The 22,935-nt window shown below is 68.7% G+C and carries 23 protein-coding genes and 3 pseudogenes; 11 read left to right on the forward strand and 15 right to left on the reverse strand.

Features of this window, described 5'->3' with window-relative positions; all coding sequences use genetic code 11:
• Positions 1 to 113: 113 nt before the first annotated feature.
• Complete coding sequence (locus HJD23_RS06070) at positions 114 to 1,316, reverse strand: tyrosine-type recombinase/integrase (RefSeq protein ID WP_240980640.1); 1,203 nt, start codon at positions 1,314 to 1,316, stop codon at positions 114 to 116.
• 1,538 nt (positions 1,317 to 2,854) lie between these two features.
• Here HJD23_RS06070 and HJD23_RS06075 point away from each other — a divergent pair.
• Positions 2,855 to 3,328 (forward strand): hypothetical protein, encoded by a 474-nt coding sequence (locus HJD23_RS06075; RefSeq protein ID WP_171109369.1) that lies wholly within the window; start codon positions 2,855 to 2,857, stop codon positions 3,326 to 3,328.
• 68 nt (positions 3,329 to 3,396) lie between these two features.
• Positions 3,397 to 4,230 (forward strand): transposase family protein, encoded by an 834-nt coding sequence (locus HJD23_RS06080; protein ID WP_171109368.1) that lies wholly within the window; start codon positions 3,397 to 3,399, stop codon positions 4,228 to 4,230.
• A 100-nt stretch (positions 4,231 to 4,330) separates the two neighbouring features.
• Here the strand turns inward: HJD23_RS06080 and HJD23_RS06085 are convergent.
• Positions 4,331 to 4,666: pseudogene (locus HJD23_RS06085) on the reverse strand (glycosyltransferase); the annotation flags it as partial.
• Between the two features lie 68 nt (positions 4,667 to 4,734).
• Between HJD23_RS06085 and HJD23_RS06090 the strand changes: the two are divergent.
• The 3 genes from HJD23_RS06090 to HJD23_RS06100 are packed head-to-tail and all read left to right on the forward strand — an operon-like array spanning position 4,735 to position 5,916.
• Positions 4,735 to 5,016: a transposase gene (locus HJD23_RS06090; RefSeq protein WP_171133957.1), complete on the forward strand. Its 282-nt coding sequence runs from the start codon at positions 4,735 to 4,737 to the stop codon at positions 5,014 to 5,016.
• A gap of 13 nt (positions 5,017 to 5,029) precedes the next feature.
• Complete coding sequence (locus tag HJD23_RS06095) at positions 5,030 to 5,608, forward strand: IS3 family transposase (protein ID WP_171133993.1); 579 nt, start codon at positions 5,030 to 5,032, stop codon at positions 5,606 to 5,608.
• On the forward strand, positions 5,605 to 5,916 hold the full coding sequence (locus HJD23_RS06100; RefSeq protein ID WP_171133994.1) for an integrase core domain-containing protein: 312 nt from the start codon (positions 5,605 to 5,607) through the stop codon (positions 5,914 to 5,916). Before HJD23_RS06095 ends, HJD23_RS06100 begins: the two co-directional genes overlap by 4 nt.
• 33 nt (positions 5,917 to 5,949) lie before the next feature.
• Here HJD23_RS06100 and HJD23_RS06105 read toward each other — a convergent pair.
• Positions 5,950 to 6,828, reverse strand: a pseudogene (locus tag HJD23_RS06105) (glycosyltransferase); the annotation flags it as partial.
• Between the two features lie 649 nt (positions 6,829 to 7,477).
• On the opposite strand from HJD23_RS06105, the gene HJD23_RS06110 reads away from it, so the two are divergent.
• Positions 7,478 to 8,035, forward strand: a complete 558-nt coding sequence (locus tag HJD23_RS06110; protein ID WP_171117030.1) for an HD domain-containing protein — start codon at positions 7,478 to 7,480, stop codon at positions 8,033 to 8,035.
• A 15-nt stretch (positions 8,036 to 8,050) separates the two neighbouring features.
• Here the strand turns inward: HJD23_RS06110 and HJD23_RS06115 are convergent, their stop codons facing one another.
• Both HJD23_RS06115 and HJD23_RS06120 read right to left on the reverse strand, forming a co-directional pair.
• A complete protein-coding gene (locus tag HJD23_RS06115) occupies positions 8,051 to 8,521 on the reverse strand; it encodes an NUDIX domain-containing protein (RefSeq protein ID WP_171117032.1) in 471 nt (156 codons plus the stop codon).
• Between the two features lie 15 nt (positions 8,522 to 8,536).
• Positions 8,537 to 9,286: an XRE family transcriptional regulator gene (locus tag HJD23_RS06120; RefSeq protein ID WP_171117034.1), complete on the reverse strand. Its 750-nt coding sequence runs from the start codon at positions 9,284 to 9,286 to the stop codon at positions 8,537 to 8,539.
• Between the two features lie 108 nt (positions 9,287 to 9,394).
• On the opposite strand from HJD23_RS06120, the gene HJD23_RS06125 reads away from it, so the two are divergent.
• Positions 9,395 to 10,084 (forward strand): HAD hydrolase-like protein, encoded by a 690-nt coding sequence (locus tag HJD23_RS06125; protein ID WP_171117035.1) that lies wholly within the window; start codon positions 9,395 to 9,397, stop codon positions 10,082 to 10,084.
• 56 nt (positions 10,085 to 10,140) lie between these two features.
• Here HJD23_RS06125 and HJD23_RS06130 read toward each other — a convergent pair whose 3' ends face one another.
• The 9 genes and pseudogenes from HJD23_RS06130 to HJD23_RS06170 all read right to left on the reverse strand — a co-directional run bounded on the left by HJD23_RS06130 (position 10,141) and on the right by HJD23_RS06170 (position 19,019).
• On the reverse strand, positions 10,141 to 10,977 hold the full coding sequence (locus HJD23_RS06130; RefSeq protein WP_171117037.1) for a hypothetical protein: 837 nt from the start codon (positions 10,975 to 10,977) through the stop codon (positions 10,141 to 10,143).
• Positions 10,978 to 11,072: 95 nt separating this feature from the next.
• The gene (locus HJD23_RS06135; RefSeq protein WP_171117039.1) at positions 11,073 to 11,642 is read right to left on the reverse strand and encodes a class I SAM-dependent methyltransferase; all 570 of its coding nucleotides are present in this window, start codon (positions 11,640 to 11,642) and stop codon (positions 11,073 to 11,075) included.
• The gene (locus HJD23_RS06140) at positions 11,639 to 12,121 is read right to left on the reverse strand and encodes a hypothetical protein (protein ID WP_180686813.1); all 483 of its coding nucleotides are present in this window, start codon (positions 12,119 to 12,121) and stop codon (positions 11,639 to 11,641) included. Before HJD23_RS06140 ends, HJD23_RS06135 begins: the two co-directional genes overlap by 4 nt.
• Positions 12,122 to 12,614: 493 nt before the next feature.
• Complete coding sequence (locus HJD23_RS06145) at positions 12,615 to 12,881, reverse strand: GlsB/YeaQ/YmgE family stress response membrane protein (RefSeq protein ID WP_171117041.1); 267 nt, start codon at positions 12,879 to 12,881, stop codon at positions 12,615 to 12,617.
• Between the two features lie 31 nt (positions 12,882 to 12,912).
• Positions 12,913 to 13,856 (reverse strand): annotated as a pseudogene (locus HJD23_RS06150) (ion transporter).
• Positions 13,857 to 14,105: 249 nt separating this feature from the next.
• Complete coding sequence (locus HJD23_RS06155) at positions 14,106 to 15,125, reverse strand: hemolysin family protein (protein WP_171117044.1); 1,020 nt, start codon at positions 15,123 to 15,125, stop codon at positions 14,106 to 14,108.
• Positions 15,122 to 16,465 (reverse strand): hemolysin family protein, encoded by a 1,344-nt coding sequence (locus HJD23_RS06160; RefSeq protein ID WP_171117046.1) that lies wholly within the window; start codon positions 16,463 to 16,465, stop codon positions 15,122 to 15,124. Before HJD23_RS06160 ends, HJD23_RS06155 begins: the two co-directional genes overlap by 4 nt.
• 200 nt (positions 16,466 to 16,665) lie before the next feature.
• Positions 16,666 to 17,688, reverse strand: coding sequence for a hemolysin family protein (locus tag HJD23_RS06165; protein WP_171117048.1), 1,023 nt, complete (start codon positions 17,686 to 17,688; stop codon positions 16,666 to 16,668).
• Positions 17,685 to 19,019, reverse strand: coding sequence for a hemolysin family protein (locus HJD23_RS06170; protein WP_171117050.1), 1,335 nt, complete (start codon positions 19,017 to 19,019; stop codon positions 17,685 to 17,687). The genes HJD23_RS06165 and HJD23_RS06170 overlap by 4 nt, the downstream gene beginning before the upstream one ends.
• Before the next feature lie 443 nt (positions 19,020 to 19,462).
• Between HJD23_RS06170 and HJD23_RS06175 the strand changes: the two genes are divergently transcribed.
• Entirely contained in the window at positions 19,463 to 19,684 is a 222-nt protein-coding gene (locus HJD23_RS06175; protein WP_171117053.1) for a hypothetical protein, read from the forward strand.
• 95 nt (positions 19,685 to 19,779) lie between these two features.
• Positions 19,780 to 20,844: a sporulation protein gene (locus tag HJD23_RS06180; protein WP_171119081.1), complete on the forward strand. Its 1,065-nt coding sequence runs from the start codon at positions 19,780 to 19,782 to the stop codon at positions 20,842 to 20,844.
• A gap of 164 nt (positions 20,845 to 21,008) precedes the next feature.
• Here HJD23_RS06180 and HJD23_RS06185 read toward each other — a convergent pair whose 3' ends face one another.
• Positions 21,009 to 21,710: a family 16 glycosylhydrolase gene (locus tag HJD23_RS06185; RefSeq protein WP_171119083.1), complete on the reverse strand. Its 702-nt coding sequence runs from the start codon at positions 21,708 to 21,710 to the stop codon at positions 21,009 to 21,011.
• 427 nt (positions 21,711 to 22,137) lie between these two features.
• Here HJD23_RS06185 and HJD23_RS06190 point away from each other — a divergent pair, with 427 nt between their 5' ends.
• Positions 22,138 to 22,593: a TerB family tellurite resistance protein gene (locus HJD23_RS06190; protein WP_171117054.1), complete on the forward strand. Its 456-nt coding sequence runs from the start codon at positions 22,138 to 22,140 to the stop codon at positions 22,591 to 22,593.
• A 29-nt stretch (positions 22,594 to 22,622) separates the two neighbouring features.
• Complete coding sequence (locus HJD23_RS06195; protein WP_171117056.1) at positions 22,623 to 22,886, forward strand: GlsB/YeaQ/YmgE family stress response membrane protein; 264 nt, start codon at positions 22,623 to 22,625, stop codon at positions 22,884 to 22,886.
• The last annotated feature ends 49 nt before the right edge of the window (positions 22,887 to 22,935 follow it).

The following is a 22,935-nucleotide window of genomic DNA, read 5'->3' on the forward strand; positions in this document are numbered from 1 at the left end:
CCGGCGCTGCCGGTCCTGCCGGCGAGAGCCCAGGTACATATTCTCTGCAGCGCCAGTGGGCCCTCCCGGCGCCTGCCCTTTGCCCAGTCCTAGGATCAACTCTTCCCCCTTCGTCACGCCCCCTCTCCACCGAACCCGTGCATGTCATCCCAAGTCGTGGCGGCTCCACGAAGATCCTCTACGTCCGGCTTGACGTACCACCGCTTGGTCGTCTGGATATTTGTATGCCCGGCCCATCGCGCGAGGATGTGATCCGGGACACCGTTGTTGGCCAGGAAGGTGAGGCACGACGAGCGCGCATCGTAGAGCCTGACGCGACGGAGCCCGAGAAGTTCCATGAGCCTGTACGCGCGCCGGCGGAGTTGCTTGATCGTGAAGGCATCGCCCGCCTCGTGCACCAGCACGTAGCCAGAATCTGTGTACGCCTCCCCCAGCGCGAGCCTCTCCTCAGCCTGGAGAGCCCGGAACGCTTTGAGGGCACCCAGTACGAGAGTCGGCAACGGCAGCGCCCGCTCACCCGCAAGGGACTTGGTGTCCTTCTCCACCACGTGCCGATTTCCTATCATTGTGCGCGTGTTCGCAATAACGATCGTGGCATTCTCAAAGTCAACGTCCTCCCACCGGAGGCCGCAGACCTCGGCCGGACGAAGCCCCATCAGCGAAAGAAGAAGCGCAGCGTATAGGCGATCACCCCTGATCCCGTGGATAAACCTCTGAACCTCTTGGACATTCCAGGGCAGGACCTCCTCCCTAGTCTTACGCTCTTCCTTGCGCGCCCTTCGAGGAATGGATACGTGCGCTGCGACATTCACGTACACCAATCGCCGCGTAACAGCTCTCCCCAGCGCTTCCTTCAACCGGGCGAGGCTCATATCCACAGTTGTGACACTGAGTGGCGTCCCGGCCCCTTTTCCACGCACACGGCCATGCGTCAGCGCCCAATCCCTCCACTCCTCCACGTGCTCTTCAGTTAGGTCCTGGAGGCGGATATTGCCGAGCCTCCCCCGAACTCGGTCCAGGGTAATCCTGTAGCTGTAGATGGTGGTTTCTTCCAGGTCCTCCGCCTTCATGGCCAGCCATCGGTCGAGCCACTCATTCACGGTGATCTTGTTGGGCGGCACAAGTGACCCCTCATGCCGTCGATTAGTTATGTTCGCGTACTCAGCCTTGGCTTCCTTCAACGAGTCGAAGGTGCGCCTCAACTGCTTACGCTTACCAGTTTCGGGGTCGATCCCAGCGTCCACAACAAATTGGTACCGAACCTTCCCCTTCGAGTTCGGCGGAAGTTTCTTGATGGGATCCGGCAGAAGAATCACTCTCCTCGAACAGGGGGCATGTCTTTGAAGCGCCGCCAAAACGATCAGGATTGGGCAAACTGGCGGCACTATCCGCTATGGCTCCACCGCCAAGCACAGCCAAGAACGAACAGCCTCAATAGTCCGCGCGATCCCCGGTTTCGGTAACCGGGGATCGTGGCCTATATTCCGCCCGGCATCCGAGAGCTACGAGGCCAGTCGGTGGGACCTGAGCGCGGAGTGCACGTCGTCTACGAGCACGACCACGAGCCCGTCTTCGGTGAGTCGGCTGAGGTTGCGGGTCATAACACGCTCGGAGGCACCGACGGCTTGTGCGGTGCCACGCGCGTGAGTATCGGGGTGGGCCGCGATGCAAGCACCATCAGGTCTTGGCGATATCCGCGCTGCACCAGGCGCTCACCGAGAAGTCTGCAGATGCAGAGGCACAGGGCCGTGGAGAGCGCGGCGTAGTCGGCCTTCGCCTGAGCGGTCCACGCATTCATGGCGCCGAGCGCGAAGAGGAGCGGGGAAACGGGGAGAGCGAAGTGCGGATTTCGGCAGGTGAGCCTCCTTGGTAGGGACCATGGCGCGAGACAGCATCCGCATCGCTAGAAGCGTCTCTGACTTGGTGTTTTCCGGGGAGGTTGTACGTTGACATGCCTGCCGGGAGTGGTTCCAGTCCTTCGGGGCTCTTTCGCGTCTGCCGTGGGCGAATCCGATGTCCCATGCCATCCCATCGAGGCGATTGACAGCGAACACAGCCATTTCATCTGCTGTGACATCGAACCTAGTCGTGGGGGGTGATCACGCTGGGTGTGCGATATGGCCGTACCGGCTGGGGCTGACGGGGCCCTGAGAGATCCACCCACCTACTGTGCGGGACCCGTCTTGACTGTGACTCCGGCGAACCCTTGCGCCCCGCACCGTCCTGACAACATGGGACAAAGCGATTCACCGCTACTCTCCCCTGACGCAGGACCGCGACGACGGGAAGACCGTGCCAGCGGGCAGCGTGTACCAGACCAGCGGTCCGCTCCCGCGCCCTTGTGCCAGCAGGTGCGCAGGCCACGGGGGCAGAAGAGAGTCGTGCTCGCAGCGGCACGGGCGGCGGTCTCCCAGTCAACCTGGGCCTCCAGCGGTCGGCGCGCTCGCCGTGCCGGGACTCGGGGCTCAGGACGGTCAGCGACTGGTCGGCCGTCCAGTGGGCAGCCAGGCGCGGACGGCCTCGGACCACCAGGACGGGACGGGTGCGCTCTTGTCCAGGCTGGGGTCAGCGGGGAAACGGACGGGCCGGCGTCGGGGAGGGACTCGCCGACCATGGCCACGTGATGGAGCCGGTCATGAGGTGGCACCGTTCTGCGCGTCGAAAATCGCATGCCCAGTGAGGTCGTTTCATCTTGAACTCGCAGGTCGGGCCGCTGGTGTGGGTGGAGATTGACACGCTCGTGCTGGTCTCGGACGTGATCATTAGCAGGTGATCGTCTGCCACGGGCCGGTTCGCGGGTTCTGGGGTGGTCCGCCCGAGGCGTCTCGTAGGTTCCGCAAAGGGAGGGAGGCGCATGGTGGACGTACTGACGTGGACGATCGAGCGGCGGATGCGACTGACTGAGCGGGCCGAGCTGCTGCGCAAGGAACTGGCGGAGATTGACGCCGAGCTGGGCCGGTTGGAGGCAGCCGAGGTGGTGTTCGGGCAGTGGGCCGAGGCAACGGACGGGGGACGGCGGCCGTCGGGCATCGTGGAGCCGGAGCCGGAGCCGGAGCCGGAGCCGGAGGTGACGCCCGGGGCGGGTGGGATGCGGCTGATCCCGGACCGCGAGGAAGGCATGGGGGTGGAGGTGCTCACGCCGGACTATCGGCGGATCATGGAGATCGTCGCGAAGGCGTCGGGGCCGGTGATGGCCAAGGACGTTGCGCTCGCGCTGGGCCGTGAGAACACTCCGGCAAAGGTCGAGCCGGTCCGCGGCCAGTTGCGCAAGCTGTCCGACCGGGGCTGGCTGACCCGGACGGGCTCGGGACGGTACCTGCCGCGCTGATCGCCGACTGGGGCAGAGCGGCCAGTTCCGGCCGTACACGAGGGCCCCCAGCGGGAGTTGGCGTTTGTGTGAAGAAACAGCCGCCCGCCGAGGGCTCTCCCGGTGTTGTCTACCAGGTCCGGCTTCCTGTGTCGAAGCGGACCGTCGATCTCGTCGGCGGACTGATACGCCGGCGCCGCAAGCAGCTGCGCACGCGCTGGCGCAAGGCCGCTCCGGGCACGCAGGCGATCGTCGTGCTGGCCGTCCTGCGTCACGATCAGCGCCTGGCCGACATGGCCGGCGGCAACTCCGTCTCGGCCGCAACCGTCCGCCGCTGGGTCCTGGAAGTCCTCGACCTGCTCGCTGCCCGGGCCCCGCGTCTGGACCGCGCCCTGAAGAAGATCGCCCGTCGGGGCGGTGCGGTGGTCCTGCTGGACGGCACCCTCGTGCGCACCCGCCGCCGCACCGGGGCGGACAACCGCAAGAACTACAGCGGGAAACACAAGGCCCATGGCCTGCTCTTCCTCGCGCTGACCGACGAGAAGGGAAACCTGGTCTGGATCTCTTCCGCCCGCCCTGGCCGGGCCAGCGAGATCACCGCCGCCCGCCACGACCACATCACCAGGCATCTACGCGAGGCCGGCCTCGGCGCCCTGGCCGACCTCGGCTTCGTCGGCCTCGACGACAACCCCGACGATGCTCCGGTCATCATCACCGGCCGTAAGGCGACCCGCTCCCACCGCCTCACCGACGCCGAGAAGGAGGCGAACCGGCTGGTCAGCCGCGAACGCGCCGCCGTCGAGCACGGCTTCGCGAACCTGAAGAGCTGGCGCATTCTGACCAAGGTGCGCATGAACGTCCACCACGCCACCACGCTGCTACGGGCCCTGCTCGTTCTGGCGAACTGCGAAGTCCAGCGGTGACGGACGATCACCCGACGGCGATCACTCCGCCTGCCAGCACGAGGACGGCATCACGGGCTCACACCGGTACCGCGACCTGCGAGTTCAAGATGAAACGATCTCATTGAGGCAGGGACGGCTCTCCACGTCGGCCGGCCGCCCCAGTAACCGGCTGGCCGGACGCAGCCGACAGGACCTCGTCCACGAGCCTGTCGGCAGCGTCCGGACGGCCGTACGCACGGGCCCGGTCCGCCATCGCCCACCGAAGCTGGGCATCAGCCAGGAGCGGGCCCAACGCGTTCCGCACCTGATCCGCCGTCACCGCACCTTCGAGCGCGACCGCTGCCCCGGCCTCCTGCAGATGCCGCGCGTTGTGCGCCTGCTCGTTGCCGGCCGACGACGCCAGCGGCACAAACACAGCAGGCTTGCCCAGCGCAGTCAGCTCAGCCAGCGTCCCCTGAAGCTTCCCCTTGATCGTGGACACCTGGAGACTGGGACCTGAGGTTCCAGAGGAAGTAGCACCAGGTGGGAAGCAAGTACACGAAGCGGTACACCGAGGAGTTCAAGCGGGACGCGATCGCGCTCGTCGACTCCTCGGGCAAGACGGTCACTGCGGTGGCCCGGGAACTCGGCATCAGCTCGGAGTCCCTGCGTGGCTGGTACCGCCGGGCCAAGGCGGACCGGGGCGAGGGCGAGCCCGGTGAGCTGACCAGCGCCGAGCGCGAGGAACTCAAGCGGCTGCGCAAGGAGGTCCGCGAACAACAGCAGACGATCGAGATCCTAAAAAAGCGACCGCCTTCTTCGTGAAGGAGAACGACCGGTGAGCGAGCTGTACCGGTTCATCCACACGGAGAAGGCGAACTACCCGGTCGTTCTGCTGTGCCGGGTGCTGAAGGTCGCCCGCTCGTCGTACTACGCGTGGTGTGATGGCGAGGCGGCCCGCCGCGCCCGGGAGGCCGCGAACGACGCGCTCGGGCATGAGATCACGGTGCTGCACATCGCCTCCCGCCATACCTACGGTGTCCCGCGCATTCACGCTGAACTGCGACGCCTGGGGCAGCGGGTGAACCGCAAGCGTGTCGCCCGCGTGATGCGCGAGCGCGACATACGCGGCGTCACACGGCGCAAGCGCCGCTCGCTGACCCGGCCGGATGCGAAGGCGAAGCCGGCCCCGGACCTGATCGGCCGTGACTTCCACGCCGAGCGTCCCGGGATCAAGCTGGTCGGCGACATCACCTACCTGCCCACCGCCGAGGGCTGGCTCTACCTCGCCTGCTGGCTGGACCTGGCCACCCGCGAGGTCGTCGGCTATGCCATGGCCGATCACCACCGAGCCGACCTCGTCGTCGACGCCCTGGACATGGCACATGGCCGGGGAACCTGGAGCCGGGATGTGTGATCCACAGCGATCGCGGCAGCGAGTATACCTCGTCCCAATTCCGTTACCGGATAGAGGAGTTGGGACTCCGGCAGAGTTGCGGGCGGACTGGGTCATGTTTCGACAATGCCGCCGCGGAGAGCTTCTGGGCCCTCCTGAAGGAGGAGATCGGCACCCGGACCTGGCCCGACCGGGCGACCGCCCGCGCCGAGGTCTTCACCTTCATCGAGACCTTCTACAACCGCCGCCGTCTGCGCAAGCACAAAATCTTCGGCTACCTCACCCCGGCCGAGACCAGGCAACGACACCAGCACGCCCTTGCGGCGTAACGATCACGTGTCCGAGATCACGGGGAAACTTCACCCCGCACCACTGCGTGAGATCACCACATCCGCGAGCGCCAGCACGTCCGGCAGCTCCGGGCCGACAAAGCCAGCCAGGTAGTACCGGCCCGCGAGCCCGGCGGGCAGCCCGGCCACCCGCGCGCGCAGTCCCTCGACATTGTCCGGACCGCACTGGTGCACCACGTTCGCCTGGCGCAGCAGCCACGGCAGCACCTCGCCGACCAGCTCATTGATCTGCTGCGAACCCTGCGCGCCGCCAGTGACGTACACGGTCGGCAGCTGCCGGTCGAAGCCCCCCAGCTGCAGCGTCTGTACGGCCCTGTCTGCGTGTCCAGACAGCACTTCGGGCCGCACCGGGTTCCCCGTCACCACAGCGACCTGCCGCGCCGACTCCGAAAGCAGTGGCAGCGTCGACTCCGACGACACGCAGATCCGAGCCGCCGACGCAGCCAGCTTCCGGTTCGCCAGCCCCAACCTGACCGTCTGCTCGTGCAACACCAGCGGACGACGGCACATCCGCGCCGCCAGTCCGGCCGGGACCGCCACATAGCCACCCGTCGCCAGCACCACATCCGGCCGGAAACCATCGATCGCCTTCCGAGCCTGCACCACCCCGAGCGGTACCCGTGCCATATCCCGCACGTTCGCCGGCGACGCCATCTTCAGCGGGTTCTTCGAGCGGCGGATCTTACCGGTCACCACGCTGGTAAAGGGGATGCCCTCGGCCGGGGCCACGCGTGCCTCCAAGCCGTCAGCCGTCCCGATCCACAGAGTCTCGAGCGCCCTGCCATCGGCAGCGAGCCGGGCCTGCAGAGTACGCACAGCGGTCAGCGCGGGGTAGGTGTGTCCACCGGTTCCGCCGCCCGTGACGACGAGACGGAAAGGGGCGCTGTTCATCTGAGGCTGCTCCAAATCTGGCGCTAGATCAGGCGAGCCGCCACAGTAGCGGCTGCGCAGCCCGGTATTGCCCGCCGAGTACGAATCCGCGCCACACGACGACCCACGAGGGGGACGCCGACAGCCGGGACGTCGACCACCCCGCGCTAGCGGTCCGGGCCGGGCCGGGCCGTCAAGCCGCCTGCGCTGAAGGAGGCGTAGCCGACGTGTTTACCCCCAGTCCACCTCTCAGGACCCTAACCTCACTCGGATGGAGACCACCCGACTGAAGGGCAGCCGGTGTAACCGCCTGGGAGATCGGGCCCGGCCTGGCCACAGCCACCTGCTCACCGGACGTCCAGCTGCCCGGCCCGGCGCTCCGGCGGGGGAACTCTCCACCGCCACCGAGCGCCCCGCGGAGCGGGAAGACAATCTGTCTTCCCGCAGCACCTGCGGCCTCGATGTAGCCCGTATCGCCGGCATGGGGATGCACGCCGCCTTCACGTGCTTGCAGCCCGACAACTCATCACCTTCTCGGGCCTCACGGTCGGCGCTTACGTCACCTTGGCCGCCTGAGATCCGCCCGGCTGGGTAGCAGAACGGTAGACGTCCCGGGACGTCCGGCCGATCCCCGCTCAGCCCCCACGCCTTACGTCATAGTCTGCCGAGCATGGATCTCACTAATTGGGCCCGTGACCTGGCCAGGTCCCTTCTTGCCGAGCCCTTGCCGCGGCGCTGGGCACATTCTCAGGGCGTCGCCGCAAGGGCGCAGTCCCTGGCGGGAATCCTGGGCGACGACGTGGACCTCCTCTGGGCTGCGGCGATGCTGCACGACATCGGCTACACGCCGGCACTGGCTGCCACCGGGTTCCATCCTCTCGACGGCGCCCGATACCTGCGCGATCGCACAGCAGCGGATGAGAGATTGGTGCGGTTGGTGGCCAACCACTCATGTGCCGTGCTGGAGGCAGAGGAGCGCGGGCTGAGGGAGGATCTTGAGGCGGAGTTTCCCGTCCTCGATCAGGCCGCGCTCGTGGATGCACTGGCCTACTGCGACATGACGACGACACCGGACGGCGAGCCGACCACGGTCGATGCCCGCCTGTCAGAGATCCTCGGCCGGTATGGCCCCGACAGCGTGGTCGGCCGGTTCATCCGCCGAGCGGAACCGGAGCTATGCGCGGCTGTGCACAGGGTCGAAGTCCGGCTCGCTGCGGTCGGAGGGTAGGGGCGCGAGCGGAGCTCAGTCGACGTGCGCGTATGTCCCGTCCAGGTAGTGGGCGATCTGCCGGCGCATCGAAGGGTGGATGTCGTATGACTCCAGATCGTCGGGCAGGACCCAGCGGACGTCGTCTGCTTCATCGTTGATGGCCGGTTCGCCGCCGACTGGGCGTCCGATCACGGTCACCTCGTATGCCTGCCGGATCTCGCCGTCGGTGTAGGCGACCACGTGCTCTGGGATTGAGTAGACGCCGAGGAGCCCGATGGGGATGACATCGACCCCGGTCTCCTCCTTGCATTCCCGCACTGCGCACTGAGTGGGGGATTCTCCGATGTCCATGGCTCCTCCGGGGAGCGCGTACTGACCGGTGTCGCGGCGGCGCTGCAGGAGAATTGCTCCGTCGGTCTCCCTGGCGGCGAGCATGTTGCAGGCTGGGATCAGCGTGTTCGGCTTGGGTGCGTTGTCGTCGTACCAGTACTCCGTACGTCCCATCGCGGGCCGCGCTCCTTACATGGATTCGGGTGACCAGGGTTTTGGAGTCTCCCAGACCGCGTCGAAGCTGCCGGCATAGTGGTCGAACCAGCCGTCGTCCCCCAGGCGTCGCAGTTCGAACAGAGGGTTGGCGCTGGCGGGCTGCCCCCAGACGTGCGGGTTGACGAGGAGCGCGTCGTCGTAGCGGAAGAGGCTGTTGTACAGGGTCGTGTCGTGGAGGCGTACCTCGCAGCCGGGGGTGCCGATCAGCTTGCGGTAGTAGGTGAGCGAGGCCCTGATCTTGGCGGAGAGCGTGCCGCCGATTCCTTCTTCCTCGTCTCGGACGGCGACCGCCTTGCCCGATGGGTCGCCGAAGCAGAGGCGGACCTGGACGCCAGCGTCGGCGCGCTCGGCGAGCATCGCGGCCACGCGCGGGTTGGTCTGGGCGAAGAACGTTCCGCTGAACACCAGGACGTCGATGTGTTCCTGCGCGGACTGCAGGAGGCGGACCCAGGACTTCTGCGGGAAGCTCGCGCGGTTGGGAAAGGCGGCGACGAGCTCCGCCTGCTCCGTCGGCTGTCCTTGGGTGTCGTCCTCCTCCGGTGGCCACAGATACGACTCGTCTACGCCGAGGGTCTGTGCCGCCGCCCAGCGGTGCTTGCGGTGCGGCTGCCGACCCAGGCTGATCCAGCGCTCGACCGTCTTGGGATCGACTTGGCACGCAGCCGCGAGGTCCTCCGGGGACACCTTCCGCTGGATCATCACCGTACGCAACCGCTCGTTCACGTTCGCATCTTCGCAGGACGTCATGGGACGCGGCAAGATCTTGCGGGACGCCAGGACGTCCCGAGAGGGCACTATTAACAGGCAGTTCACGCTGCATACCCTGGGCACGTGCAGCTCATTGTGCTCTGGGACGTGGACCACACCCTCGTAGACAACGCCGGCGTGAGCAAAGAGATCTACGCCAGCGCCTTCAAGGCCCTCGCGGGGCGGGACGCCAACCTGCCTGCGCCGACGGAAGGTCGCACGGACCGGGCGATCATGCGCGAGATGTTCGTCCGGCACGGCCTGCCGGTTCCCGGATGGGAGTCGGCGCAGCGAGCGCTGGAAGAAGCCGGGCGTGGCCGCGAAGAGGATCTGCGGCGACGGGGCCGGGTTCTGCCTGGCGTCGAGAAGGCGTTGAAGGCGCTCGCGGCAGATGCCGAAATCTGTTCCTCGGTCCTCACTGGCAACATCGCCGCGAACGCGCGTGTCAAGCTGGGGGCTTTCGGCCTCGACGGCCTGCTCGACATGTCCGTGGGTGGGTACGGCGAGGACAGCGAGGACCGGGCCCGTCTCGTCGACGCTGCCCGGGCCCGAATGCACGCCGCCTATGGCATGACGATGACGACGCCGACCGTGCTGATCGGAGACACGCCTCGCGATGTCCGTGCTGCGCATGACGCGAAGGCGCACTGTATCGCTGTCGCCTCCGGTGTCCACTCGGTGGCGGACCTTCGTGCCGCTGGCGCCGACCTTGTCGTTCCGGATCTGACGGATACGGAGGGCCTGTTGGCCCACCTGCGGGCACTACCAGCCTGAGTCGGCCGGCTTGAGAGGTGTGGGCTGGTCGTCGGTTGCTCGCTGATCCGTAGCTATCACCTCGTCCTCACGTATGTCGCGTCCAGGTACTCCTTCACCGGGCCCGTCAGCTCCTTGTAGAACGGCGTGCGATCGGCGGCCTGGAGTACCTGGGCGCAGACGGTCAGTTCTGCCACCCGTGTGCCCGGGGCGTCGAGGATGTCGGCGAACGTCTGGCGTACGCGGGCGGCCGTGGCGGGGGTGTGGAGGGAGTAGAGGTAGAGCTGGGCGGCGTCGAAGCCGACCGGGGCTTGCCCCCAGCCTTCCCAGTCGAGGATGGTGAGGCCGGGTCCGCCGAGATTTGACCAGTGGAAGTCGCCGTGAGCGGTGGACCACTCGATCTGCCCCACGTCACAGCCGGTGTATTCGGGGACGGCTCGGCGGATGTACTCCTCGCGTACGGCGATGCGTTCGGTGAGGACTCCTGCAAGGGAGTCGAGCGACGTCCGCAGTTGCGCCCACCATGCCGCAGGGAGGGCCGGATCGTGTTCGAGGACCGGTGAGTGGGAGATGACGGTGGCGTCCGCGTGCTGATACAGCTCCGCGCGGTACGCCCAGCCGGCGGCCTGCCAGTCGTGGACGTGGTGGAGGACGGGGCGGGGGATCTCGGGAGGAAGCAGCTCATGGGCGGTTTTGGGGCCGTCCCAGAGCTTCCCGTGCGCCTTGCCGGGGCGCTCAGCGACGACACGGAGCCAGCCAGTGCCCTGTGCGCTGGATACGGCACCGGAAAGGGTCCGGCCGGCGTAGCCCCAGACGGGATGCTCGGCGACGTCGGTCAGAGTGAGAGCGGTGCACGCAAAGCCCCTGGCGCTACGCATGCGCTGGGCGGTGGCGTCGTCGGGCAGTGAGAACATCGATCACCTCAGGCAGGGCTGGAGGAAGAGGCGTAGAGCTAGGGCGCTGGGCACCGTTGGGCCTCGTCGGGGGTGAGGCTTTGGATCGTGGCGGGTCAGGGGCGCAGGGCGTAGCAGCGCATCGAGTCCAGGTCTTCGCTCTTCACCGATGACCAGGGCGCGGTCAGCAGTTCCGCCTGCTGACCGGTGATTCCGATCGACTTCCGCTCCTCCGGGAGTCGTTCAGCAAGCGGGGTGACCACCCAAATCGTTCCGCCGGGCGGGAGGAGGCATCGGATACGGTCAAGGAAGGCGGGCTTGTCCTTGATGAAGGCGAATACCAGGCGGCAGGTGATGACGGCGTAGCCGGCGTCGGGAAGCACGCTGCTTTCGTCGGTCTCGATGTCCAGCTGCTGGAAGACCGGACCGTCGGTCATGTCCTGCTCGGCCTGCGCGATCTTCAGAGCGGCGGAGGAACAGTCGATCGCCGTGGTGCGGTATCCCAGGTCGGCGTGCAGGTACCGGGCGAGAGCCCCGTCGCCGCAGCCGATGTCGAGCGCAGGCCGGCCGTGGCCGGCGCCGAGAAAGTGGCGGGTCAGCTGCTGCTCCTCCGGCCCGAGGCCGCGGTAGCGGCGCCCCGATGCCCACAGCGGATCCCAGTACTCGGCCGGGTTGGTGATCGTCATGGGCTGGCGGGCTCCTCGGTCGGGATCAGGGAGACGGGGGCGGCGGGGCCGAGAGCGCGAACCGGCGAGTTCCAAAGCACAAGGAACGGGACGACCAGGGCCGCGGTGATGAGCGTGAGAGTGGGGCGCAACCCGAGCAGGGTGCCCAGCGCGCCGGCGGCGAGCGCGGCGAACGGGCGCAGGCTGAAGGCGAGCCAGGCTCCGGTGGCTTGAGCCCGTCCTTGGAGATGGTCGGGGGCGAGTTCCTGGCGGACGGCGCGCTGGAGTCCGCCGTGGCACACCGCGGCACCGGTTTGGATGACCATGCCGGTGCCGATGGCGATCTGCCCGCCGAGTCCGGGGCTAGCGAGGACCAGGGGAATCTGGGCGAGTGGGTTGAGAGCGAGCGCGCCGAGCATCACCTTGCCGGGACCCCAGCGCCGCTCCAGGGGCTGCCAGACGAGGGCGCCGAGGATGCCGCCGACTCCGCCGGCGCCCATAACGATGCCGAGGGCGGTCGGGCTCCAGTGCAGTTCACGCAGCAGGTTTGTTTCTGCAGAGATCGTGTCCCCCGCAGGTCGTGTCGCTTTACGAGGCGGCCGGCGACGTGGTCGGTGTCGCATAGCAGCAGCGCATCGTGTCGCTATCCCCATCCAAGGCTGTGACGAAGGCCATACTCTACTGGCTCTGCTCCCGCCGCCAACATCAACGAGGTCCTCTACGGCTTCCGGTCGGGCAGCGACGAGCTGCCAGCGCCGGGTGAACCGCGGCCGCCGTACGCGGTAACGGGGCCCGCGCCCGCGAATACGGCATCGAGACGCAGAACAACCGCCAGTCCCGGTGCCCGCAGCATGACTTCACCTCAGCACCGGAGGTGATCCAGCCCACCCTGGGCAACTCCTACGCAATCCGCCGGCTTCGCCTCTTCACCCAGGTCGTCCGGTACCCCACCCTCATCGAGGCGTGCCAGACGCACGGTATCCAAGTGACCAGTCAGCGGCGGCGCGCCCTGAATCGGTCCAGCGTGGCGACGCCCAGGGCCGCCAGGCCGATTTGGATGAGCCACTCGATCCAGTCGACGCCCTTGGTGTCGGCGACGTCGAACGCGGCGGCGATGCCCGTGCCGGCGAAGGCGGCCGCGATGCCGACGAGGATGGTCCACAGCACGCCGATGCGCTGGCGGCCGGGGACCACGAGCCGGCCCAGAACGCCGATGACGACGCCGATCACAATGGCGCTGATGATGCCCGAGATCTCCATGGCTGCCCCTCTTCGCAAAGTCCGGTCGCCATCAGGTGTGCCCCGAGGGCGATGGCACAGTCCCTTCCGCTTCGCGGGGTTGGGGCGCGGAGAAGCGTTGCAGGCTCGCTTCGAGGTCGTCGAGGGCTTGCCGCGCGGCTGTGATCCGGTCGCGCAGTTCGCGTTCGGCCTCGTCCGCCGTCGCGGCAGGCGGCGGCTCGGCCGCACTCCGCGCCTCGTCCTGCTCCCGCTCCAGTTCGCGGGCCTCGTCCAGGGAGCTGATGACGACGCCGATGAGGACGTTGACGAGGACGAAGGAGGCGAGAAGAACGTAGGAGGCGTAATAGAGGATGCTCCAGCGGGAGATTTCCAGGCCGGCGTGGACCGCGTCGCCGAGGCCGTCCAGGGTCATCAGGAGGAAGAGGGTGAGGACGGCGCGGCCAAGGGAGCCGAAGTGCTCGGGGTCGTGGTCGGCGAAGAAGACCCAGCCCACCATGGCGTAGACGTACAGCAGCAGGGCGCCGACGAGCAGGAAGCTGAAGGTGCCGGGCAGGCTGCGGCCGACCGCGACCATGAAGGTGCGCAGTTGGGGCAGGAAGCGGGCGGTGCGCAGGACGCGGGCCAGGCGCAGCAGCCGCAGGATGGTGCCGTTTTCGCGGCGACCGGCAGGAACGCGGAGACCACGACGGCCAGGTCGAACAGGTTCCACGGGTCGCGGAAGAAGTCGCGGGGACGGTCGGCGTGCGCGCAGGCCCGCAGGAGTATCTCGACCGTGAAAGCGGCCAGGCAGACGTGTTCGGCGAGGCGTAACCACTGGTGCCAGTCCTCGACCACTCCGCTGTACGTCTCCGCGCCCAACAGCGCCGCGTTGGCGAGGATCAGGCCGAACACGGTGAGGGCGAACCACCGGGCCTGCGTGACGGCGCGGGCCCGTTCCGCCAGCCTCCGGCGGGAGGGCCGCCACGCCTTGGCCGTAGGATCGTGGTGATCGGTCATCCTGCTGTACCTGCTCCTTCGCGCAGCGCGACGTTCCCGCCGACCGGGCGGAAGGCGGGCCTGTTGAGCGATCACGCTCCAGGAGAGACTTCTACAGCACTGTAGATGCCCGCGTGGCGCAGGGGGCGGCTTCAACACGAGACCCCGCCGCTCACGCATCCGGGCACCCGATTCCTGATGTGTGTCCCCTGGCAGACACCCGAGGGGGTGGGCAGCTCGCCCGCCCCTCGGTGTTGCCTTCTCGGGAGGTCAGGCCGCCTGGGGCTGCAGGTAGCGGGCGAGCAGATCGTCCAGGCTGACCAGGCCGGTGAGGCGGCCGGTGTGGTCGCAGACGAGTGCGAGCGAGGCGCGGTGCCGGCGGAGCAGGTCGATCGCGTCCGCGACGGTGGCGTCTCCGGTCAGCTCCGGTACGGGGCGGACCAGGGCGCGCGCGGTGACGGTACGGCCCTGAGCGCGGACGACCAGCGCGTCGCGGGCGTGGAGGGAGCCGAGGACCGTGCCGCCCTCGCGGACCAGCAGCCGGGTGCGGTCGTGGTCGGCGGCGGTGCGCAGGATGTCGTCGACGCTTGCGTCGCCGTCGACCGAGGTGATCTCGGCGGCCGGGACCTGGAGGTCGCTCACCGGAGTCTGGGGCTCGGTCAGCGACCGGGTGATCAGTTCGGAGTCGGATGCGCTGATCAGGCCGAGCCGCTGCGACTCCTCCACCAGGTGCGTCAGCTGTTCGCGGTTGTGGACCGAGGCCAGCTCGTCGCGCGGGCTGACCCGGCACAGCCGTACCAGGGCGTTGCTGATCCGGTTCAGCATCCCGATCAGCGGGCGAACCACGTTCACCACGGCCCGGAAGGGCGGGGAGAGGAGCATCGCGGAGCGTTCGGGGTGGGCGATGGCCCAGGACTTGGGGGCCATCTCGCCGACGACCATGTGCAGGAACACCACGACGATCATCGCGACGGCGAAGGCGATGCCGTAGCTGAGCGCGCTGGGCAGGCCCAGCGTGTGCAGCAGCGGGTCGAGTTCGTGGGAGATCGCGGGCTTGGAGAGCGAGCCCAGGCCCAGGGTGCACACGGTGATGCCGAGCTGGGCGCCGGCCAGCATCAGGGACAACTCACGCATCCCGGCCAGGGCTGCCTTGGCACCGCGCTGACCTGAAGCTGCGGCCTTCTCCATGCGGTGGCGTTTGGCGGCGACCAGCGCGAACTCGGCGGCGACGAAGAAGGCGCTGCCGATCAGCAGCAGCACGGTGACGAAGAGCGCCATCGGGAAACTCATGCCTGCTCCTCCTCATGCTCCGCCACGGGCAGTCGCTCGAGGCGGACCCGCTCCGGCACGTGCCGGTCGAGTGTGCGTACGTCGATCATCGCGCGGCCGCCGTCGGGCAGGCCGACGGTCAGCTGGTCGCCGATGGCCGGGAAGCGGCCGAGGCGGTCGATGACCAGACCGGCCACGGTGTCGTAGTCCTCTTCCTCGGGAAGGTCGATGCCGGTGGCGTCGGCGACCTCGTCGAGGCGGCGTCCGGCGTCCACCAGCCAGCCCGTGCCGTCGGGGACGGCGAGTTCGGTGACGGTGTCGGTCTCGTCGGCGATGTCACCGACGAGTTCCTCGGCGATGTCCTCGTAGGTGACGATGCCCGCCACCCCGCCGTGCTCGTCCAGGACCACGGCGAACTCGTCGTTCAGCTCACGCATCCGCCTCACCGCGTCCGGCAGCGGCAGCGTGTCCGGCAGCAGGAGCGGCGGGCGGGCGAGCGCGCCCGCGGTGGCGGCGGCGAGGCTGTCGGCGGGCAGCCGCATCAGCTCGCGCACGCCCACGACGCCCGCGACGTCGTCCGGGTGATCCCCCAGGACGGGGTAGGTGGAGTGGCCGTGCTTGCCGATCAGCTCAACGGCTTCGGCAATCGTGGCGCCCTTGCGGACGAAGACGGCGTCCACACGCGGCACCATCACCTCATCCAGCGTCCGCTCGGAGAACTCCAGGGCGTGGTCGATCAGGTCGGCGGTGTCCTTGGGCAGCTCGCCCTGCTCGTGGGACTCGCCGATCAGATGGCCGAGCTCCTCCAGGGTGGCGCCGTGGTGCAGCTCCTCGACGGGCTCGATGCCGACCTTGCGCAGCAGCCCGTTCGCCGCGCCGTCGAAGACCCGCACCGCCGGGCCGACGACCTTCAAGTACGCCAGCGTGGAGCCGGCCAGTGCCTTCGCCAGCCGTTCCGGCACGGCGATCGCGAGGTTCTTCGGCGCCAGTTCGCCCAGCACCATCTGCACGATGGTGGCCAGCACGAACGCGAGGACGACGGAGATGCCGGAGACGGCCCCCTCGGGAATGCCGATGCCGGTCAGAACGGGTTTGAGCAGCGCGGACACGGACGGCTCGGCGATGAAACCGACGACCAGGCCGGTGACGGTGATGCCCAGCTGGGCGCCGGACAGCATGAACGACAGCCGCTCCAGCACCTTCAGGGCGCGGGCCGCCTTCTTGTCGCCCGCCTCGGCCTCACGGGTCAGGGCGAGCCGGTCGGCGGAGACGTACGCGAACTCCTGGGCCACGAAGTAGCCGGTGCCTGCGGTGAGGACGAAGACGGCCAGCAGGCCGAGTACGGCATTCGCGGTACTCATCGAACACCACCCCGCCGCGCGCCGCGATCGAAACGATCATTAGAGATGTGGCGGGAGGGTCGGGGACTGTGCCCCGGGGAGTCCGTCGGTCTGGCGGACACGGGCTTGCTCCTTGAGTCGGCGTGCAGGGAAGTAAACGATGGTGACGGAGTGCGCGTTCCCGAGCGTTTCCGCGCAAACCCGCCGGGCGGCGTCGGCGGTCAGGCAGCGGGCCGGGCCGGGCCGACCAGTTCGGACAGGACGTCCTCCATGGTCACGAAGCCGAGGACGGCGCCCGTCTCGCCGGTCACTGCGGCCAGGTGGCTGCCGTCGGTGCGCAGGGCGGTGAGGGTGTCGTCCAGCGGGGTGTCGATGCGGACCCCGGTGACCGGGTGCAGGGCCGTCCGCGGGAACGGCTGGTTCCGGTCGGTGATGCCGAGGGTGTCCTTGATGTGCAGGTAGCCCAGCAGGGTGCCCATCGGGCCGGTGACGGGGAAGCGGGAGTAGCCCGCCTCGGCCGCGATCCGCTCCAGCTCGGCCGGGGTAATGGTGTGGAGGACCGTGCGCATCTGCTGCGCGGGGACGAGGATCTCGCCCACCGGCCTCGTGCCCAGCTCCAGAGCATCGCGCAGGCGCTCGCCGTCCGCGGGCGAGAGCAGGCCGGCCGCGCTGGAGTCGACGACCATGCGCGCGAGCTGGTCGTCGGTGAAGACTGCCTCCACCTCGTCCTTCGGCTCCACCCGGAGCAGCTTCAGCAGCGCGTTGGCGAAGGCGTTGATACCGAAGATCACCGGCCTGAGCGCCCGGGTGAGGGCCACCAGCGGCGGACCGAGCAGCAGCGCGGTCGCCACCGGCGCGGCCAGCGCGATGTTCTTCGGGACCATCTCGCCGATCAGCATGTGCAGATACGTCGCCACACTCAGCGCGATGACGAACGCGACCGGGTGGATGAGGGCGTGCGGGATGTGGGCCGTCTCGAAGGCGGGCTCCAGCAGGTGCGCGATGGCCGGTTCGGCGACCGCGCCGAGCACCAGCGAGGAGACGGTGATGCCGAGCTGGGCGGTGGCCATCATCGCCGAGAGGTGCTCCAGGCCCCACAAGGTCATCCGGGCCCGTTTGTTGCCCTCCTGCGCCCGCGGCTCGATCTGGCTGCGGCGCACGGAAATCAGGGCGAACTCCCCGCCCACGAAGAACGCATTGGTCAGCAGGGTCAGGGCACCGATGGTGAGCTGCAGCGCGGTCATCGGGACTCCTCCCCCGCCTGGGCCGGCACCCGGACCGGTTCGGTGATGCGGACTCGGTCGGCACGGTGGTGCTCGACGTCGAGGACATGAAGCCGCCAGCCGTCCACGTTGAGCTCGTCGCCCTTGGCCGGGATGCGCGCCAGGCGCGTGGCGACCAGGCCGGCCACCGTCTCGTACGGGCCCTCGGGCGCGGTCAGCCCGATTCCGGCGAGTTCGTCGAGGCGGACCGAGCCGTCCGCCTCCCACGCCGCACGCCCGTCCCCCGTCCTGGGAGCGGGCAGCAGATCAGGGACTTCGACGGGGTCGTGCTCGTCGCGGACCTCGCCGACGACCTCCTCGACGATGTCCTCCACCGTCGCCACGCCCGCCGTGCCACCGTACTCGTCGATGACCACAGCCATCGTGCGCATCTCGCGCAGCCGCTCCAGCAGCCGGTCGGCACTCAGGCTGTCCGGCACCAGCAGCGGCGCGGTGGCCAGCTCGGTCACGGGCGTCAGCTGACGCTTCTCCGGCTCCAGGGCGAGCACGTCGCGGATGTGGACGGTGCCGATGACCTCATCCAGGCTGTCGCGGTAGACCGGGAAGCGGGACAGGCCGGTGGCGTGGGTGAGGTTCGCGGCGTCCGCGGCCGTGGCGTGCGCTTCGAGCGCCTTGACGTCGACCCGTGGGGTCATCACGTTCTCGGCCGTCAGCTCGCTCAGATGCAGGGTGCGCACGAACAGCTCCGCGGAGTCCGCCTCCAGGGCGCCCTCGGCGGCCGAGTGCCGGGCGAGCGCGATGAGTTCCTCGGCGCTGCGGGCGGAGGCCAGCTCCTCGGTCGGCTCCAGGCCGAAGCGGCGGACGAACCGGTTCGCGGTGTTGTTCAGGTGATGGATGAACGGGCCGAACGCGGCGGTGAAGCCTCGCTGCGGGCCGGCCACCACCTTGGCGACGGCCAGCGGGCGGGCGATCGCCCAGTTCTTCGGCACCAGCTCGCCCACCACCATCAGGACCACGGTGGAAACGGCCACGCCCAGCACGGTCGCCACCGACGAGGCGGCACCGCCCAGACCGACCGTCTTCAAAGGGCCGCGCAGCAGTGCCGCGAGCGACGGCTCGGCCAGCATGCCGATCACCAGAGAGGTCACCGTGATGCCGAGCTGGGCACCGGAGAGCTGGACGGTCAGACGGCGTACGGCCTTCAGCGCGCCCTCCGCGCCGCGCTCACCCGCCTCGGCGGCACGCTCCAGCTCACCGCGCTCGACGGTGGTCAGCGAGAACTCGGCCGCGACGAACACCGCACACGCCAAGGTCAGAGCCAGGGCCAGGAGCAATAGCAGGACTTCGGTCACCGTGCCACCCCCGATCCCTCACGCATGCGCGGCGGGCGGGCAATGGCACGGCTGGGACTGGGAGGTTCACCCATGGCGGGTCTGCTGCTCCTTCTTGGCTCATCGGATCGGGCGGATCCAGAGGCGGTTCGGTGAGGCGCCCACACCCCACCCCATGGTAAAGGGACGGCAAAGCCCCCGCGGGGGCGGCTTCTGCCGCCCGCACGAGTGCTTTTCGGACGTTCCGCCGGGATGTCGTCCGTGCGGGGCACCTCACCCCTATGCTTCTACATGCGTGTAGATAACGCGAGGGGCGGCCCGGATGTTCCCGGCCGCCTCGCGGGCGACGGGCAAAGGCGGGAGGGCGCACACCGGTTTGAGCAGGCCATTATCCGCCGGCCACGGCCACCCCAGCAGCACGTCGTCCGGAAATTTCCATCCGCATTTCCCCTGGGAGGGCTGTCGTGGCTTCGATCGACCTGGACAAGGTGCTGGACAAGGCGTGGGCGGACAAGAGCCTGCCGGAGATCCTCGCCGCGCCCGTCTCCGCACTGAAGGGAGTCTCCGACCGGGGCGGTGAACTCCTTCAGGAGGCGTTCGGCGTCAAGACGGTCGCCGATCTGGCCGAGCTGAAGTACGCGCGCTGGGCGCAGGCCCTGGCCGCACTCGACACCTCCGCCAAGTAGTCCTCTCCCGCCGGGCGGCGGACCCCCGCCCCTTCGGGGCCTGCCGCCCGGCGGGGTCAAGAACCGTACGTACACATGAAGGAGTGAACGCCACGATGGTGTTCAAGCGGCTGCTCGGCTCGCTCGGCGTGGGCGGGCCCACCGTGGACACGGTCCTCGACCCGGGCGCGGTGCTGCCCGGCGGGACCCTGAGCGGGCAGGTCCACCTGAAGGGCGGCGATGCCGACTTCACGATCGAGCACATCACCCTGGAGCTGGTGGCCCGCGTCGAGGCCGAGCACGACGGCGGGGAGTCCGAGGGCGCGGTCGTCTTCGACCGGTTCACCGTCGGCGGCGGCTTCCGCCTCGCCGCCGGCGAGCCGCACAGCGTGCCCTTCAGCGTGATGCTGCCGTGGGAGACCCCGATCACCGAGCTGTACGGGCAGGGCCTGGGCATCGTGCTCGGGGTGCGCACCGAGCTGGCGGTGGCGGGCGCGAAGGACAAGGGCGACCTCGACCAGCTGACCGTCGGCCCACTGCCCGCCCAGGAGGCGATCCTGGAGGCACTGGGCCAGCTCGGCTTCGGCTTCAAGTCCGCGGACCTGGAGCTGGGGCGCATCGGCGGCACCGGCCAGCAGCTGCCCTTCTACCAGGAGATCGAACTCGCCCCGGCGCCGCAGTACGCGCACCAGGTCAACGAGATCGAGGTGACCTTCCTCGCCAACCCCGGCGGCATGGAGGTCGTCCTGGAGGCTGACAAGCGCGGCGGCCTCTTCTCCGGGGGCCACGACGCGGTGACCCGCTTCACCGTCCACCACCACGGCGTCGAGCAGGTCAACTGGCACGCGGAAGTCGACGGCTGGATCCGTCAGCTCATCGAGCACCGCGCCTCCTACGGCGGTCACGGCTCGTACGGGCACGGCGATCCGCACCATGGCGGCCACTACGGACACGGCGCCCCCTACGCCGCCCACGGCAGCCACCCCCACAAGGACGACCACAGCCATGGCCACGGCGATGGTCACGGGCACCGCTCCGGGCCGGGCATGGGCACCGTGGTCGCGGCCGGCGCGGCGGGACTCGCCGTCGGTGTGGTCGGCGGCATGGTCGCGGCCGAAGTCGTCGACGAGGTGGGCGACTTCTTCGAAGGCGACGACGAAGACGAGGGCGACGAGGGCTGACCCCGCCCCGTCACCCGTCGAGGGGCCGTGCGGGCGCCCACACCGGGCGGCCCCTCAAGACCGGCATCGGCGTCGCCATGCTGAGCGCCGCCGGGTCATCGGCGCGGCGTTGCCGCATTCCTGGGGCCGCCCTACCGCGGCTTGCCCCGGAGCCCCTGGCGGGCTCACGGGCGGTACACGCGCAGGTGGCTCACCTCGTAGGACATGGCTGACGTGGCCGGGTCCGGAGCTGGATGGTGCTGGCCCGCGCACACCGACAGGTTGACGATGAGGTACGCGCACCAGTCAGGGCCGACTCCGACGCCATCCGAGAAGGCGTGGCAGCCGTTGACCCACCAGTTGACGGACTCCTGGCAGAGCTCGACTTTCAGGTCGACCCACGCGCCCGGGCGGATCGCAGGGTCGGTGTAGTAGCGCCCGCTCCCGTTGACGTGGTTCGACAGCTCCAGGACGTCTGGGTTGTCGGGGTGGTATTCGAACACGTCGATCTCGTTCCCGCCGTCCCGCCACGTCCAGATCGCGGGCCAGGCTCCGTGCTCGACGGGCAGCCGGACGCGGCCTTCGAGGATGTCGCCCGTACGGACCATGAAGTCCTCGTCGCTGCCCTCGGTCGTCAGCAGCCCGGCGCTCCAGGTACCTTCCGGCCGGCGGGTGGCCCGGAAAACACCGTCGCGGCAGTAGGAAGGGTCGGGCACGAGGTGGTCGAGCTTGTTGTCCCCCGGGTTGGTCGGCCCGCCGCCGGGGTACGCCCATGAACGGCCCGCGACCCACTGCTGCCTGGAAGCGAAGTCGGCGATGAACACCGGCGATCCCGGAGAGTGCCGCAAGTACGCGGGTGGCGGCGCCGGCGCCTTGCGAGTGAGCATCTGACTGATGATCCATCCGGGGAGCGCGAATCCGTGGCCCGCCATGGCGACTCCGTTCCTTGAGTGCGAGACGGCGGCATGGCCTTGGTCGCCCCACGCCATGCCGCCGCGGGGAGGAAGGGAGGGCTCCTCCCAGATGTCGCTCGGCCCAGGGACGATAGGGAGTGGACCGCTGTGCGACTGATCAACACGGTAAGTCGGACCCTGCGGCATCCAGCGGCGACGCTCCGGAGTTCTACAGTGGCGTAGATCCCGAGGGATTGAGGTTCCGGTCAGGCCGACTCGGGGACGCCCTCCATGCGGAAGCCTGACACCTATATCCCCGAGCGTGTCGACGGACCCCCGCCGCCTTCTACAGTGCTGTAGATTATGGTGTCGGCTCGTGTCGGTCACGGCTCGGGCAACCTGACACACTTACGGAGTTCTCATGGCCCTGTGGGACCGCATCAAGGAGTCCGCATCGACGATGCAGACCCAGCTGGTGGCGAAGAAGAACGACCTCAAGAGCGGCGCCTTCCGCGACGCTTCCATGGCGATGTGCGCGCTGGTGGCCGCCGCCGACGGCACCATCGACCCGGCCGAGCGGCGGCGCGTGGCGCAGCTGATCGCCACCAACGAGGTGCTGCAGAACTTCGACGCCATGGATCTGCAGCGGCGCTTCGAGGACAATCTGAACAAGCTGACCGCCGACTTCGACTTCGGAAAGGTCAGCGTGCTGCAGGAGATTGCCAAGGCGAAGAAGAAGCCCGCCGAGGCGCGCGCCGTGATCCAGATCGGCATCGTCATCGGCGGCGCCGACGGCGACTTCGACAAGACCGAGCAGGCGATCGTCCGCGAGGCGTGCTTCACGCTCGATCTGCCACCGCACGAGTTCGACCTCTAGCCCCGCACGGGGAAGGGAAGAGGACGGGTATGGAGATCTCCGGGATCATCAGCGCCATCGTGATCGGCGTCATCATCGGCACGCTGGGACGGCTGGTTCTGCCGGGTCGTCAGCGCATCGGCGTGCTGTGGACGATCGGCGTCGGTATCGCTGCGGCCTTCGTCGGGACCGGTATCGCCGCGGGCCTGGGAGTGGCGGACACCAAGGGCGTCGATTGGATCGAATGGCTCATCCAGATCGGGCTCGCCGCCGCGGGCGTGGCCGCCCTCGAACGCTTCAAAGCCCGCAGCTGACCCGACAGCCGGACAGGGGTGCTGCCGCCGGACAGGCGGCAGCACCCTG

Origin of the sequence: Streptomyces sp. Z423-1 (assembly GCF_013009255.1) — a bacterium.
In the GTDB taxonomy this organism is placed as follows: Bacteria; Actinomycetota; Actinomycetes; order Streptomycetales; family Streptomycetaceae; genus Streptomyces; species Streptomyces gossypiisoli.

What these genes read in the sequence shown, in the direction of transcription:
- HJD23_RS06180 (WP_171119081.1), top strand. Translation starts at nt 19,780, where the DNA reads ATGGTGTTCAAGCGGCTGCTCGGCTCGCTCGGCGTGGGCGGGCCCACC.
- HJD23_RS06190 (WP_171117054.1), top strand. Translation starts at nt 22,138, where the DNA reads ATGGCCCTGTGGGACCGCATCAAGGAGTCCGCATCGACGATGCAGACC.
- HJD23_RS06155 (WP_171117044.1), bottom strand. Translation starts at nt 15,125, where the DNA reads ATGAGTTTCCCGATGGCGCTCTTCGTCACCGTGCTGCTGCTGATCGGC.
- HJD23_RS06185 (WP_171119083.1), bottom strand. Translation starts at nt 21,710, where the DNA reads ATGCTCACTCGCAAGGCGCCGGCGCCGCCACCCGCGTACTTGCGGCAC.
- HJD23_RS06130 (WP_171117037.1), bottom strand. Translation starts at nt 10,977, where the DNA reads ATGTTCTCACTGCCCGACGACGCCACCGCCCAGCGCATGCGTAGCGCC.
- HJD23_RS06110 (WP_171117030.1), top strand. Translation starts at nt 7,478, where the DNA reads ATGGATCTCACTAATTGGGCCCGTGACCTGGCCAGGTCCCTTCTTGCC.
- HJD23_RS06140 (WP_180686813.1), bottom strand. Translation starts at nt 12,121, where the DNA reads ATGGGCGCCGGCGGAGTCGGCGGCATCCTCGGCGCCCTCGTCTGGCAG.
- HJD23_RS06195 (WP_171117056.1), top strand. Translation starts at nt 22,623, where the DNA reads ATGGAGATCTCCGGGATCATCAGCGCCATCGTGATCGGCGTCATCATC.
- HJD23_RS06075 (WP_171109369.1), top strand. Translation starts at nt 2,855, where the DNA reads ATGGTGGACGTACTGACGTGGACGATCGAGCGGCGGATGCGACTGACT.
- HJD23_RS06135 (WP_171117039.1), bottom strand. Translation starts at nt 11,642, where the DNA reads ATGACGATCACCAACCCGGCCGAGTACTGGGATCCGCTGTGGGCATCG.
- HJD23_RS06165 (WP_171117048.1), bottom strand. Translation starts at nt 17,688, where the DNA reads ATGACCGCGCTGCAGCTCACCATCGGTGCCCTGACCCTGCTGACCAAT.
- HJD23_RS06145 (WP_171117041.1), bottom strand. Translation starts at nt 12,881, where the DNA reads ATGGAGATCTCGGGCATCATCAGCGCCATTGTGATCGGCGTCGTCATC.
- HJD23_RS06115 (WP_171117032.1), bottom strand. Translation starts at nt 8,521, where the DNA reads ATGGGACGTACGGAGTACTGGTACGACGACAACGCACCCAAGCCGAAC.
- HJD23_RS06160 (WP_171117046.1), bottom strand. Translation starts at nt 16,465, where the DNA reads ATGAGTACCGCGAATGCCGTACTCGGCCTGCTGGCCGTCTTCGTCCTC.